This window comes from Enterococcus sp. B2E4 (genome assembly GCF_030499455.1).
GTDB lineage: Bacteria > Bacillota > Bacilli > Lactobacillales > Enterococcaceae > Enterococcus_D > Enterococcus_D casseliflavus.
Window position 1 is genome coordinate 15,669 of record NZ_JAUKPK010000017.1, and the last position, 14,549, is coordinate 30,217.

Genomic DNA, 14,549 nt, shown 5'->3' on the forward strand with positions numbered 1-14,549 from the left:
TATACGCAAAAGGAGAATAACTATGAAATTTGAAAACGAAAGTGCCGCGATCATTCGCTTGATCGGTGGTGAAAAAAATATCGACAGCTTGGTTCATTGTGCAACGAGATTGCGTTTTGGCTTGAAGGATGACGCCAAGGCTAATAAAGGGGAACTTCAAAAACTACCCTATGTGATGTCCGTTGTACAAAGTGGAGGACAATATCAAGTCGTAATCGGCAGCAATGTATCAGATTATTATGCGACGATCTCAGCTATGGCTGGGTTATCAGATCAAGAAACAGGTTCTTCGAAAAAAACAGGTTTTAATTTGAACGCCGTATTTGAAATTATCTCAGGTGCTTTTTCTCCTTTAATTCCTGCTCTAGCAGGTTCGGGGATGCTAAAAGCACTGCTGACGGTTTTGACCCAATTTAATTGGTTATCAGCAGAATCTTCTACTTATGTCATTTTGAGTGCCGCGAGTAATGCAATATTTTATTTTTTACCGATTTTCTTAGGGATCACGTTGTCGAAAAGATTAGGTGCCAACATGTACGTTGGCGGTGTGATTGGTGCAGCATTGTTGGAACCTCAGTTTACTGGGTTGATTGGCGTGGAAAATACAAATTTCTTAGGGATACCAGTTCAAGCCGTGGACTATGCCACAACCCTATTTCCGATTTTTGCGGCTATTTTTATTTATCAATTTGTAGATAAATTTTTGAAAAAGATTATTTATAAAGACATTCAATTGTTTGCCGTACCCATGCTTAGTTTGATGATCATGATTCCATTGACCGTTATCCTTTTTGGTCCATTCGGCACCTTTTTCGGGGATCTTTTATCAGGAAGTGTAATGTGGTTATTTGAAAAAAGCCGGATCCTTTCAGGCATCGTTTTAGGCGGCGGGATGACCTTCATGGTTATGTTTGGTTTGCACTGGGGCTTTACACCTGTAACGTTAGATAATCTGACAAGATTAGGTGGAGACCCTATTGAAGGAATGGCATTGGCCGCTGTTTTTGCTCAAATCGGGATTGCAGTTGGCTTCTTCTTACGAGCGAAAAAACATTCGAAAATGCGGGCTTTGGCAGGCCCAGTTGCCTTGACTGGCTTCTTTGCCGGCGTGACAGAGCCCATCGTCTATGGGATTATTCTTCGTTACAAAAGACTTTTGCCGATCGTAGCTATTTCCGGTGGTTTAGGCGGAGCAGTGTTAGGCGCTTTTGGTGTGACGATGAATGCGTATGTTTTCCATAATATTTTTTCCTTGCCTGTTTATAGTCCTTTGGTGGGTTATCTGATCGGAATCACCGTTTCATTGTTGTCAGGAGCTTTACTGGCTTATTTCTTCGGCGTGAAGGAAAGTGAACTAGCAGAATTTGAAGCAGAGCCTGAATCAGAGGTAGAAAGTATCTTAACCAATGCAGCAACTCCGATTTATTCACCGGTAAAAGGACAAGTGATGCCTTTAGCAGAAGTGGAAGACGATGTGTTCGCCAGCGGAATCGCTGGACAAGGAATTGCGGTCATCCCCGATGAAGGAATCATTCGGGCACCTTTTGCAGGTACTGTTGTTGCTGTTTTCCCTTCTAAGCATGCGATTGGTATTAAATCTGATCAAGGGGTTGAATTATTGATCCACGTCGGATTGAATACCGTGAATCTAAATGGTGAGTTTTTTGATGTTAACGTCGAAAATGGTGCGACAATTGCACGAGGAGATCGTTTGTTGACCTTTGACCGGCAGGCGATTCTGGATAAAGGCTATCAATTATCGACACCCGTGATCGTTACAAATTGTGGACCAGATACAGTAATCGAGTACGAAACAACGGCCGGAACAATTGAAGTAGAAGGGATTCTGTTTACCGTAAACAACGAAGGATAGGAGTTTGAAAATGAAAGAAAACTTTTTATGGGGCGGTGCGATCTCCGCTCATCAAGTGGAAGGTGCTTGGCAAGAAGGCGGGAAAGGGATCAGTATTGCCGATGTGATGACAGCAGGAACGAAAGATCGGCCTCGGAAAATTACCAACACAATCTTGCCTGAGGAATATTACCCGAATCATGAAGGCATTGATTTTTACCATCGTTACCCGGAAGATATCAAACTTTTTGCGGAAATGGGTTTCAAAGCTTTGCGAATCAGTATCGCATGGACACGAATTTTTCCTTTAGGAGATGAACAACTACCGAACGAAGAAGGGCTGTATTTTTACGATCAGGTCTTTGGCGAGATGCAAAAATATGGAATAGAACCTGTTGTGACGTTGTCTCATTTCGAGATGCCCTATCATTTAGTTGAAACCTATGGGGCTTGGCGCAACAGAAAGATGATCGGATTTTTTGAACGTTTTGCGCAAACTGTAATGGAACGCTACAAAGAAAAAGTGCGGTATTGGCTAACATTTAACGAGATCAACAATCAGCGGATCATCGATAATCCAATTTACAGTTTTACCAATTCTGGTGTGATCTTTGACGAGGATGAGGAGAAACTAGCAGGCATGTACCAAGCTGCTCACTATCAGTTTGTTGCTTCAGCTCGTGTCGTCACAGCTGCGAAAAAAATCAATCCTGAGTTTCAAATTGGCTGCTGTTTAGCTGCCACGCCTAATTACCCCCTGACCTCTGATCCTCGTGATCAATTGTTAGCACAACAAGAGGATAATAATCAACTCTATTTCACAGATGTACACGTTCGCGGACACTACCCAAAAAGAATTCTCAATGAATGGCAGAAAAAAGGGTACACGATCGATGTAACAGAAGCCGATCTTGATGATTTGGCAAAGGGCACCGTTGATTATATCGGGATTACTTATTATTTAAGCAATACAGTATCTACCCGCTCAGATGCAAACTATTTACATGATCCTCTGTTGGGCAGCAGTGTGCTGACAACGAATCCTTATGCAACGATGACGGAATGGGGCTGGACGATTGACCACATTGGTTTGCGCTATATGCTGAATCTCTTGCAGGACCGTTATGAACTGCCGATTTTCATTGTGGAAAATGGCTTTGGTTTTAATGACCAAATGACAGAAACCGGCATTCATGATCCCGAACGGATTGACTATCTAGCAGAACACATCAAACAAATGATGCTTGCCATCGAGGAAGACGGCATTGATGTGATTGGGTATACAGCATGGGGCTGTATTGATCTCATCTCATTTACTACAGGTGAAATGCGAAAAAGATATGGGTTCATCTATGTAGACCGTGACAATGAAGGGAATGGTTCGTTTGATCGAATCAAGAAAGATTCTTTTGATTGGTATAAGGAAGTCATTGCTTCAAATGGAGCAATGCTGAAATAAAAAAGAAGTATCCTAGAGCCTATCGGAGACAGAAAAAGCTAATTTTTATAGTAAGAAAGTCTATTCTAAGAAGTAGGCTTTCTTTTTTTTCTTTTATATAATTTAAATGAAACTGTAAGCGCTTTTCGAACGGAGGAGGAGAAATGACAGATGTACGCCTGTGCTTTGATGTAGGCGGGACCTATATCAAATTCGGGGTTTTTACCGAGAAGAATCAATGGCTGGACCGAGGCAAAATCAAAACCCCGAGTAATACGCGGGATGAATTTTTTGCTGCCTTAGCTGCCAAAATAAAAGAAGTCGAGCAAGTGCATGTCATCGAAGGGATCGGGCTGAGTTTTCCTGGTTTCATTGATTCAGTCAATGGCCGAGCGATCATGGCGGGGGCGTTGGCTCCTTTACACGGCTGTGCTGTTGTACAAGAGCTGCAGCAGCGTTTAAACAAGTCCTATCCGATCTGGATCGAAAATGATGCGAAATGTGCTGCTTTAGCAGAACTTTCTACCGGCAATGCTGCTGACGTACAAGATTTTGTCATGATCACATTAGGCACCGGTATTGGTGGCGCGCTCGTTCATCAGCGCCAGTTGATTCACGGACATGGGTTTCGGGCAGGAGAATTCGGAATGATGATCACTGATTTTCAAGCATCTTCTTTTGCGACCCTCCATGATCTAGCTTCAACGAGAGGACTGATTGCTGCCTATCGGCGGGCAAAAGCGATTCCTGAATCAGAGGAGATTTTAGGCGAAACCATCATGCAACAGCGGTCGAGTGATCCTGAAACGCAGGAGATCCTGAAACAGTGGGCACGTTATGTCGCACTTGCGATTTACAACCTAGCTGTCACGATGAATCCCGAAAAAATACTGATCGGCGGCGGCATCAGCCAACACCCTGATCTATTAGCTATAATCAAACAAGCAATCAATGAGAACCCCCATTGGCCGGATTTCCAAGTGCCGATCGAGACTTGTCGTTACTATAATGATTCCGGTCTGTTAGGGGCGTTGACATTGATCCAACAAGGAGGAAAAAAATGAAATTTTCAGATGGCGGTTGGTTATTTCGTGAAGGATTTGATGTGAAATTTGCGGTGCATGTCTACGATGCCCGTAAAGAAGAAAACAAATTGGTTTTATATCTGCCTTATAGCTATGTCGGACATAAAGGGGCAACGCTGGATGGCGGATTGTTAACGATGGAAGTCACTACCCCTAGAAGCAATATCATTGGGATCACCCTCTATAACTATAAAGGGGTCCAAGCCAAAGCCCCCGATTTTGAATTGATGACAGAAGCGATCACTCCTGATATTTCAGAAGACGAGCAATCATATGTTTTTCGCTCGGGAGACTTGCAAGTCGTAATCACCAAAGAGGAAAATGTGACAGCTTCGTTTTATTACAAAGAACAGCTGATTACCCAAAGCAAGCCTCGCAGCAAAGCCTTAGTGATCGATCCGCAAGCAAATACCCATATCAGCGAACAGTTGACCCTGGATGTGGGAGAAACGATCTATGGTTTAGGGGAACGCTTTACAAATTTCGTGAAGAACGGCCAGAGTGTTGATATCTGGAATGCCGACGGGGGCACTGGTACAGAGCAAGCTTATAAAAATATTCCTTTTTATGTAAGTAATAAAGGGTATGGCGTCTTTGTCAATTCACCAGATCGGGTGCAATTCGAAGTGGGGAGTGAAAAAGTTTCGCGTGTTCAATTCAGCAATCCAGGACAATCGCTGCAGTACTTTGTGATTGCCGGCGATGAGTTAAAACAAGTGATTCAGCGCTACACTGATTTAACGGGGAAACCGTCGTTGCCGCCTGCGTGGTCCTTTGGTTTGTGGCTAAGTACCTCGTTCTTGACGGATTATGATGAACAAACCGTGACGTCTTTTGTAGACGGTATGGCAGAACGTGATATCCCTCTTGAGGTCTTTCATTTTGACTGCTTATGGATGAAAGAATACGAGTGGTGCAACTTCACATGGGATGAACGAACTTTCCCAGAACCTGAAAAAATGCTGCAGCGCTTGAAAGCCAAAGGATTGAAAATCTGTGTCTGGATCAATCCTTACATTGGGCAAAAATCACCCTTGTTTGATGAAGGGATGGCGAATGGCTACTTTTTGAAACGCGCCAATGGAGATGTCTGGCAATGGGACAAATGGCAAGCTGGTTTGGCGATCGTCGACTTCACCAACCCTGAAGCGGTCGCTTGGTACAACAGCAAGCTGCGTGCCTTATTAGACATGGGGGTGGATTGCTTCAAAACGGATTTTGGTGAACGGATTCCCACCGATGCGGTGTACTATGATGGCTCTGATCCAGAAAAAATGCACAATTATTACGCCTATCTATACAATAAGGTCGTCTTTGACTTGCTGAAAGAAGTCAAGGGAGCAGAAGAAGCCATCGTTTTTGCGCGGGCAGCTTCGGTTGGTTCACAACGCTTGCCTGTACACTGGGGCGGCGACAGTACCTCAGATTATCCATCGATGGCAGAGTCGCTGCGGGCAGGTCTGTCCTTTGGGTTAGGCGGCTTTGGGTATTGGAGCCACGATATCTCAGGGTTTGAAGCTGGCTCAACGCCAGACCTCTACAAGCGCTGGACACAATTTGGTCTGCTGTCTTCCCATAGCCGTTACCATGGCAGCTGGGAATACAAAGTGCCATGGGTCTATGACGACGAAGCCGTGGCGGTAGCTAAAGCCTTTACCAAGTTAAAACTGTCCTTGATGCCTTACTTGCAAGCCCAATCGGTGCTAACCGCTCAAACGGGGATTCCGATGATGCGAGCAATGGTCTTAGAGTTTCCTGAAGACGAGATGACCCATCATTTGGATCGCCAATACATGCTGGGGGAACACCTTTTAGTGGCGCCCATTTTTAATGATCAAGGAACAGTCTCCTTTTACGTACCGAAAACGAAGGGGTATTGGATCGACTATTTATCTGGCAAAGCATACGAGGGCGGACGCTGGTACCAAGAAACCTATGACTATTTCCACTTGCCACTGTTAGTCCGACCAAATCAAGTCATTATCGAAGGCCATGAACAAACCAAAGCAGTCTATGACTATGCCCAACAGCCAACGATCCATCTTTTTGATCCGCAAGACAAGACCGCTGCCGCTATCTATGATCACCACGGTGAGTGGCTTGGCGAGGCCATTGTCGAAAGAGTCGATCAAGAACTGATCGTCAAGCTGACTGGCATCCAGCAAGCATCCTTGCAGATACACACGACTGCTGGAAAAACGAGCCATGAGCTGACGGCTGACCAAACCACGATAAAGGAGTTTTAGATGCCCATGCGAACCATCACGAATCCAATTTTACCTGGATTTCATCCAGATCCCAGTATTTGCCGTGTCGGTGAAGACTTTTATCTGGTGACGAGTACCTTTGAATATTTTCCTGGATTACCAATCTATCACAGTAAAAACTTGGCAGACTGGCAGCTGATTGGCCATGGACTTTCGCGACCTGAGCAGTTGCAGCTACCGACGAAAAATCCCAATGCTTTTGGTCTGTATGCCCCAACCTTGCGTTTCATCAAGGACCGCTTTTACCTCGTTTGTACTAACGTTGGCGCAAACGAAGGAGGAGAAGGCAACTTTCTGATTTGGACGGATGACATCGCTGGTGAATGGTCTGACCCGATTTGGCTGGACACCCCTGGGATCGACCCGACGATTTTCGTAGATGACGATGGGCAGACCTATTACTTAGGCACCCATAAGGAGATCTATCTGCGGACGATCGATTTGGCTTCTGGAGAACTAGGCCCGCGGCAAAATATTTGGACGGGCAGCGGAGCGGCTGATCCAGAAGGCCCCCACTTGTATAAAAAAGACGGCTATTACTACCTGTTGATCTCCGAAGGCGGAACGTCCTATGGGCATATGCTGACCATGGCCCGCAGCCGTTCCTTGACGGGACCCTATGAAGCATGCCCAAACAATCCAGTGATGACCAATCGCAGTACGAATCTGCCACTGCAAGCCGCAGGGCATGCGGATCTCGTGCAAGATACTAAAGGCAACTGGTGGGCAGTCTGTCTAGCAGTACGCCCCATCAGCTATCCTTTGAGGCATTTGTTAGGGCGGGAAACATGCCTACTGCCAGTAGACTGGTCAAACCCATGGCCGGAGTTTGGCGAAGAAGGTCATTTACCAGAAACCATTCAGGTAGACACAGCGGCGGCACCAAAGGAAACACAAAAGAAGAGCAGCAAGCCTGATTACGTGACTTTATTCGAATGGGACCCGACGTTGATTGAAGAAGAGCCGCATGGCTTCTTGCTGCATCCTAATCAGACGGGTCTGTCTGATCAAGGCAAACTTGCGGCTGTGTTCCAACGGCAAACCGCCTTTGATCAACAATTTCAAGCAACCTTTGATTGTCGGCAACTAACGGATGGACAAGCGGGATTGACGGTTTTCTTAAATGCCACCCATCACTATGAGGGCTACTTGGAAAAAACGGCGTCCAGTCAGCAGCTAGTTTTCCGCCGACAAATCGGTTCCCTATGGAAAGTAGAAAAGAAACTGCCTTATGCAGCAGATACAGTCACCTTGCAGCTGAGCGCAGATAAAGAAACTTATCGTTTTTCTGTTGTTGATGAGCAAGGACAAGCACAACCTTTAGGTAGGGGAGAAACAAAATATCTGACTACTGAAGTTGGCGGTGTCTTTACTGGGATCATGGTAGGCTGCTATGCTAGCGCCTCTTCATCCCAACAAACCCTTCGTGTGCGGGATTTCTAATCAATCAAAAGCCCCCCTTCGATTTCTGAAACAGGAATCGAAGGGGGGCTTTGCTGTTTTAGTGAGGAGAAGATGAATCTTGGCTTAGATCGTGGATCCGCAAGGTGACTTGTGTGCCGCTGCCCAACACACTCTCGATCGTCAAGCCGTATTCAGGTCCATAAAACATTTTGACCCGATGATTGACGTTGGCTAGCCCAATGTTCTTTTTGGCATGGGTGGAGGGCGTCTTGATTTTTTGCTGCAAGCGTTCAAGTTTTTCTGGCGGTATCCCGCTGCCGTTGTCTTGTACCACGATCACCAGATCATGGCCGTCTTTGGTAATCGTCAAACGGACAAACCCTGGATAGGTGATGCCTTCCAAGCCATGGGAGATGGCGTTTTCCACCAATGGTTGAATCAGGAGGGGCAATATTTGGACTTCTTTTTGGTCGATCTCATTGGAGACTGAATAGGAAAAGTTGACTCGATCGCCAAAGCGCATCCGCTGGATCTTGACATACACGTGAACCGCGTCTAAGGACTCTTCTAAGCTCGTTCGCTTGGTTCCGTGGGCTTCTAGCGTATAGCGCATCGATTTTGCCAGTAACTTGATGGCATAAACGACGTCAGAATTGCCAGAAGTCAGCGCCATCATACGAATCGTTTCTAATGTATTGAACAAGAAGTGGGGGTTGATCTGCCCCGCTAAGATATTAAATTCCATTTGCTGCTGCTGAGTCAACAGCTCTTGCTGTGCCAAACGTGAACGGTAGATCTCTTCTTCTTTTTTCTTGATTCGTTGAATGATCTTGTGGAAATCAAGAGAGATCTGTGAAATCTCGTCTTCGCCGCTGATATTTTGAAAGAAATCATAATCCTCGATCGAGGCAAAGTAGACCGCCTGCTGCAGTTGAGAGATTCGTTTGGTAAAGAATCGAGCAAAGAGAAAGACGATGATGAAAGTAGTGATCAAAATCACCAAAACGATCGTGCTCCACCGGATCAGATTGGTGCGTAGATTGCTGTAGGCATTGGTATCCGCACTATAAATCGTGATGATGTCTTCTTTGTTACTCATGGGTAAGGTGCTTTTGGTGAGCATCACCTTGGTACCATCATTTTTTAAAAAGGCAGCACTCGTTTGCGGCTCAGAAAGAGCTGTCAGCTGTCCCGGTTCCCCAACTTGATTGATTTTGTCGCTATAAAAGATGACATCATCATTTAACTGTAATTCCAATTCATAGGATGAATTACGAAGTCGGTTGCTGAGATAATTGTAATCGACTTGGATCTCCAAAACGGCTGTTTCTTTTGATAAAGGCAAAGGCAACGTTTTATAAAGACTCAAGCGATTTGCTTTGTAATCCTCTGGCATCGTCATCAAAAAAGCATCGGGTTGCTTGAGCGCTCGTTGGTACCAGGCGGTCGCTTGAATCGTGTCATCTGCCTGTTGAAAATATTTATAGTTCGGAATGGTTTGATTCGTCGTATAGATGGTTAATTTCGCAATCGAGGTTTGAAGATTTCTGATCTCATCTAGCTGATCATAGCTATTGATGTCCACAATCGCTTCTTGATCGTCAAGGTAATTGGCAGTTAAAAGTTGACGTAGATGGGTATCGTTTGATAAGGAACTCGCCGTGTTGGTCAGCGTGTTTGTTGTATCAAAAAGAACAGATTTGACACGCTGAGCATTCAACTCTGCCAAGTGTTGGTAATTGCCTGTCAGCTGTTTGGTTGAATCGTAGACCAATAAGAGACCTATAGTCACTGTGGATAAAAAAACAACAGGTAGATAAAGAATGAACAATTGTCGCCGAATGGAAAACTGACTCAGACGACGAAAAAGTGAGAGATGACTGATTCTTTTCATGCTTGTTGATTACGAAAGATAGAAAGCAACAGGAACGAACTACAATAAATAACAAAAGAAAAGCCGAAAATCAACAAGAGAAATTTAAACAACGGAAATAAAACAACAAAACAAAACGCAGCGGTAGGAATAAGTGCGAGGGCTAACGAACGGATAGGATCCGCGATCGGTAACAGAAACGCATTTTTTAGTGTTTGCCTAAAGCTGTTTTCATAACGTCCAATTAAGGCAAGGCAATAGACTAACACAATAAACAGATAAATAGCTGTAACAATTAGAGCGAAAGCAAAAATACTGGCAAGAATGGTTTTTGAGGAAAACCAAAACAAGCTACTATACAGTAGTGCTACCATGGGGAGCCCAAGAAGGAGAAAACTACCGGTGGCTTTCATAAAGTTTGCTCGTAGCGCTCGCACATAGCCTACAATCAATTCACCACGCTCCTCATCCGCATAACGAATCGTCACTTCATAAAGGGCAGCTGTCGCAGCACCAATCGTAATAATTGGCAAACAGCTAATGATATATAGTAAATTTAACAATGTGAATTGTGAAAAAACGGTGGTTATTTTGTACAGTTGGCCATCAGGATTGTACTTCATTTTTATCCCTCCAAAATTGATATATTCCTATAGTACTCGCAAAAAACAAATTTTGAAAGCCTTACCATTCGAGCGGTTTCTAGCGAAAACATTGATAGATCAACGTTCTTTATAAATAAAAGAAAAATGAAGTCTAAAATGTACGGATTGACCTCTATTTTTCACAGGTGGCAAATAAGCATTCAGGTGCTAGTATTAAAAATGTAAAAGCGGTTACAAAAAAAGGGGGAGGAAAATGGAAAGTAAACTAAGCAGTGTCCCAAGAAAAAATAAGCGGGTGACACGAGAAGGGAAGATTTTGTTTTTATGTATCGTTCCCTTTCTGATTCTCGTGTTTTTGTTCTCTTATTTTCCTTTGCACGGATGGATTTATTCACTTTATGATTACAAACCAGCATTAGGTTTAGCGCGCAGCGAGTTCGTAGGCTTCAAATGGTTTCGACTTCTTGTCTCTAGTCCAACACAAGTGGATCAGATCGTACAAGTAATGAAAAACACCTTTGCCATGAGTTTTTTAGGGATCGCCACTTCGATCCTACCAGTAGGCTTCGCCATTTTACTGAACGAAATCAAGTGCAAATGGTTTAAAAATTTGGTCCAAACGCTGACCACGCTACCGAATTTTATCAGTTGGGTTTTGGTGTATACGATTGCCTTTAGCTTGTTTTCTTCAACAGGGCTGGTAAACACGTTGCTGCAAGAATGGGGCTTCGTTACCGATCCAGTCAAATTTTTGGATAGCGGCAATCATACGTGGCTGATGATGTGTCTTTGGAATATTTGGAAAGGCTTGGGCTGGGGTGCCATCATGTATCTTGCAGGCATTTCAGGAATTGACCCCGAATTGTATGAATCGGCACGAATCGATGGGGCGAATCGTTTCCACCTGATGCGTCATATCACACTACCTGCCTTGATGCCGACGTTCCTTGTGATGCTGATGCTGTCTATCGCCAACTTGCTGAACAACGGAATGGATCAGTACTTTGTCTTCCAAAATGCATTCAATCGAAACACGATCCAAGTCCTCGATTTGTATGTCTACAATTTAGGGATGGGCGGAAATAGTCTATCGCTAGCGACCGCGATCAGTATGCTAAAAAGCGTCATTTCTGTTGCCTTGTTAGCCATCGTCAATATTGCTTCGAAAAAAATTCGGGGGACATCCATTATTTAGAAGAGGAGGATATCAATGGAACTATCGATTAGTGAAAAGAAAAAGGCGAAAAAAGTACGCAAACGTGAAAACCTGACGTTTAGTATCCTCAATTATACCTTTTTCTTTTTGATTACGTTGATTTGCGCGTATCCCTTTTATTACTTGATCATTAATTCAATCAGTAATAATGAGTTGAGTGCGTTAGGCCAAATTCGCTTTTTTCCACAAGAGATCCATTTTGAAAACTATAGTCAAGTGTTACAGCTAAAAGGATTGCCTCTAGCCGCAACGGTTTCGGTGGCTAGAACGGTGATTGGTACCGCCGCGACTGTCTTAGCTTCAGCCTTCTTAGGCTTCATGTTTACCCAAGAAAAAATGTGGAAACGAAAATTTTGGTATCGCTTTGTCGTGATTACAATGTATTTCAATGCAGGGTTGATTCCATTATTCATCACGATGAAGACATTAGGTTTAACGAATAACTTTTGGGTCTATATTTTGCCGGCTGTCGTTCAGCCCTTTAATATCATCTTGGTGAAAACCTATATTGAGTCGATCCCCAAATCATTGCAAGAAGCAGCTGAAATGGATGGAGCTGGCATCATTCAAGTATTCTTTCGGGTAATTTTACCCAACTGTACCCCGATTTTAGCAACAGTAGCGATTTTCTCGGCAGTGGGTCAATGGAATTCCTTCCAGGATACACTGATTTACATTACGGATCAAAGTCTCTACTCCTTGCAATACCTTCTTTACACGTATATCAATCAAGCCAATTCGTTAGCACAAATGGTCAAAAATACATCGGGATCACTTTCTAGCATCGCTTCAGCAGCAACAACGCAGACGCCGACGTCGATCCGCATGACCGTTTCAGTCATTGTTGTTTTACCAATCATGTTCATTTATCCGCTATTCCAGAAGTATTTTGTTAAAGGAATTATGTTGGGTGCGGTGAAAGGCTAATAAAAAGAAAGAGGGAAGAAAATGAAAAAAATGTCCAAATATGTAACAACAGGTTTGTTAGGCATGACATTGCTAGGTAGTTTAGCCGGCTGTGGAGGAGCGGCTGAATCTGAGACAGATGCTGCTTCCAGTGAAAGTGGCTACGATGAAACGATCACGATCGATGTCTATAATGGGCTAGCCAACTATATGGGAATGCAAGAAGGTTGGTTTGCCAAAATCGTGCGGGATAAATTCAATATGGAATTGAACATCATCGCACCAAACGTTGCTGGAAACGGTGATACCCTTTATCAAACGAGAACGGCAGCAGGCGATTTGGGTGATTTGATCATTGTTGATAATGGCCAACAATACAACGAATTGGTTGAAGCAGGTTTGTTGACCGATGCGAGCGAGTATTATGAAACTATGGAAAACGTTCAACGCTTCGATGCGGCTGTTCAAAATCTAAACAAAGATGCCGATGGGCTGTATGGCTTTCCAACTTCTGTTTCTACCTTAAAGGCCACCGATCCTTCAGAAGGATTAGATCCTACATTTGGTGCTTATGTGCGTTGGGATCTTTATGGGGAGCAAGGATACCCAGAAATCGGGACATTGGAAGACCTGCTTCCTGTGATTCAAAAAATGCAAGAAGACAATCCAACAACAGATTCTGGCAAAAAAGTGTATGGGTTTTCTCTATTCAGCGATTGGGACGGCAACATGATGAATGCAGGCAAACAGCTTGTCACCTACTATGGGTACGATGAATCAGGATTTGTCTTGGCAAAAGCCGATGGATCTGATTATCAAAGCATTCTCGATAGTGACTCTGAATATATTCGTGCACTTAAGTTTTACTTCGAAGCCAATCAAATGGGCTTAGTTGACCCAGAATCAACGACGCAAAATTACGATACACTTTTTGCAAAATTCCAAGAAGGACAAGTGTTATTCTCATGGTGGCCTTGGTTAGGTCAAGCGGCCTTTAATACGACCACGAACTTGACTGAAGGAAAAGGATTTATGTTGGCACCGATCCAAGATCAAAAAATCTTCTCTTATGGTGCGGAAGTATACGGTGGCAAACAATTTATCGGGATCGGTTCTAATGCCGAAGACCCAGAGCGAATCGCAGCCTTCATTGACTGGCTCTACTCTTCAGAAGGTGTGTTAGCAAATTCTTCTCAAACAAGCGGCAGTAGTGGTCCAGAAGGCTTGACTTGGGAAATGAAAGACGGCGAGCCTGTCTTAACTGAGTTCGGAAAACAAGCATTGCTAGATGGTGATGGGGATGTGCCAGAAGGATACGGTGGCGGAAGTTACAAAGATGGCGTATCTGCACTCAACGTCAATACGGTATTACCGATCGATATCAATCCTGATACCGGCTTCCCATATGCTTACACAATGTGGGAAAGCTATCAAAATGAAACAACCGATCCTGTAAAAGAAGATTGGTCAAAAAATATGGGTGGTGCAGAATCCACCATTGGCTATTTAGAGGAGAACGACCAATTGTTAGTTGCCCCTGGTGCCAGCTATGTAGCGCCAGAAGATAGTTCAGAGATCTCTACGTTGCGTAACCAAGCCAAAGCGACGATCATCGAGTACTCTTGGCGAATGGTTTTTGCCAAAGATGAAGCAGAATTTGATCAATTGCTAAAAGAAATGCAAGAAACAGCAGATGGTCTTGGCTATCAAACCGTTTTGGAATTTGACATGAACAATGCAAAAGATCAAAACGAAAAACGGATAGAAGTAGCGAAAGAATTTGGGGACTAATCAAAAACAAACAAAGAATCGCTCGAGTGATTTGCCAACGGTTCCTTGGCAAAAGTGAGTATACAGCCTTTGGATAAGCAATCACTTAAGAAGATTGATCCAGCACCAGCGG

10 protein-coding genes are annotated in these 14,549 nt (G+C 44.0%); 8 read left to right on the forward strand and 2 right to left on the reverse strand.

The annotated features are described in order from the left end of the window. The first annotated feature begins 22 nt into the window (after positions 1–22). The 5 genes from Q1X33_RS12285 (at position 23) to Q1X33_RS12305 (ending at position 8,085) form a co-directional block, all read left to right on the forward strand. Complete coding sequence (locus Q1X33_RS12285; RefSeq protein ID WP_005228451.1) at positions 23–1,873, forward strand: beta-glucoside-specific PTS transporter subunit IIABC; 1,851 nt, start codon at positions 23–25, stop codon at positions 1,871–1,873. Positions 1,874–1,883: 10 nt separating this feature from the next. Then, positions 1,884–3,311, forward strand: coding sequence for a 6-phospho-beta-glucosidase (locus tag Q1X33_RS12290; RefSeq protein WP_005228452.1), 1,428 nt, complete (start codon positions 1,884–1,886; stop codon positions 3,309–3,311). A gap of 143 nt (positions 3,312–3,454) precedes the next feature. Then, positions 3,455–4,354, forward strand: a complete 900-nt coding sequence (locus tag Q1X33_RS12295; protein ID WP_005228453.1) for an ROK family protein — start codon at positions 3,455–3,457, stop codon at positions 4,352–4,354. Next, a complete protein-coding gene (yicI, locus tag Q1X33_RS12300) occupies positions 4,351–6,621 on the forward strand; it encodes an alpha-xylosidase (RefSeq protein ID WP_005228454.1) in 2,271 nt (756 codons plus the stop codon). Before Q1X33_RS12295 ends, yicI begins: the two co-directional genes overlap by 4 nt. After that, the gene (locus tag Q1X33_RS12305) at positions 6,622–8,085 is read left to right on the forward strand and encodes a glycoside hydrolase family 43 protein (RefSeq protein WP_118215077.1); all 1,464 of its coding nucleotides are present in this window, start codon (positions 6,622–6,624) and stop codon (positions 8,083–8,085) included. It begins immediately after the preceding gene. Positions 8,086–8,143: 58 nt separating this feature from the next. Here Q1X33_RS12305 and Q1X33_RS12310 read toward each other — a convergent pair whose 3' ends face one another. Continuing rightward, entirely contained in the window at positions 8,144–9,940 is a 1,797-nt protein-coding gene (locus Q1X33_RS12310; RefSeq protein ID WP_005228457.1) for a sensor histidine kinase, read from the reverse strand. Beyond that, positions 9,937–10,542: a YesL family protein gene (locus tag Q1X33_RS12315; protein ID WP_005228458.1), complete on the reverse strand. Its 606-nt coding sequence runs from the start codon at positions 10,540–10,542 to the stop codon at positions 9,937–9,939. The genes Q1X33_RS12310 and Q1X33_RS12315 overlap by 4 nt, the downstream gene beginning before the upstream one ends. Positions 10,543–10,777: 235 nt before the next feature. Here Q1X33_RS12315 and Q1X33_RS12320 point away from each other — a divergent pair, with 235 nt between their 5' ends. From Q1X33_RS12320 to Q1X33_RS12330, 3 genes are read left to right on the forward strand one after another with little or no spacing between them, the layout of a single operon-like run. Further along, positions 10,778–11,719: a sugar ABC transporter permease gene (locus tag Q1X33_RS12320; protein WP_005228459.1), complete on the forward strand. Its 942-nt coding sequence runs from the start codon at positions 10,778–10,780 to the stop codon at positions 11,717–11,719. A 15-nt stretch (positions 11,720–11,734) separates the two neighbouring features. Next, the gene (locus tag Q1X33_RS12325; RefSeq protein ID WP_005228460.1) at positions 11,735–12,667 is read left to right on the forward strand and encodes a carbohydrate ABC transporter permease; all 933 of its coding nucleotides are present in this window, start codon (positions 11,735–11,737) and stop codon (positions 12,665–12,667) included. A 21-nt stretch (positions 12,668–12,688) separates the two neighbouring features. Beyond that, on the forward strand, positions 12,689–14,437 hold the full coding sequence (locus Q1X33_RS12330; RefSeq protein ID WP_005228461.1) for a hypothetical protein: 1,749 nt from the start codon (positions 12,689–12,691) through the stop codon (positions 14,435–14,437). Positions 14,438–14,549 lie beyond the last annotated feature (112 nt).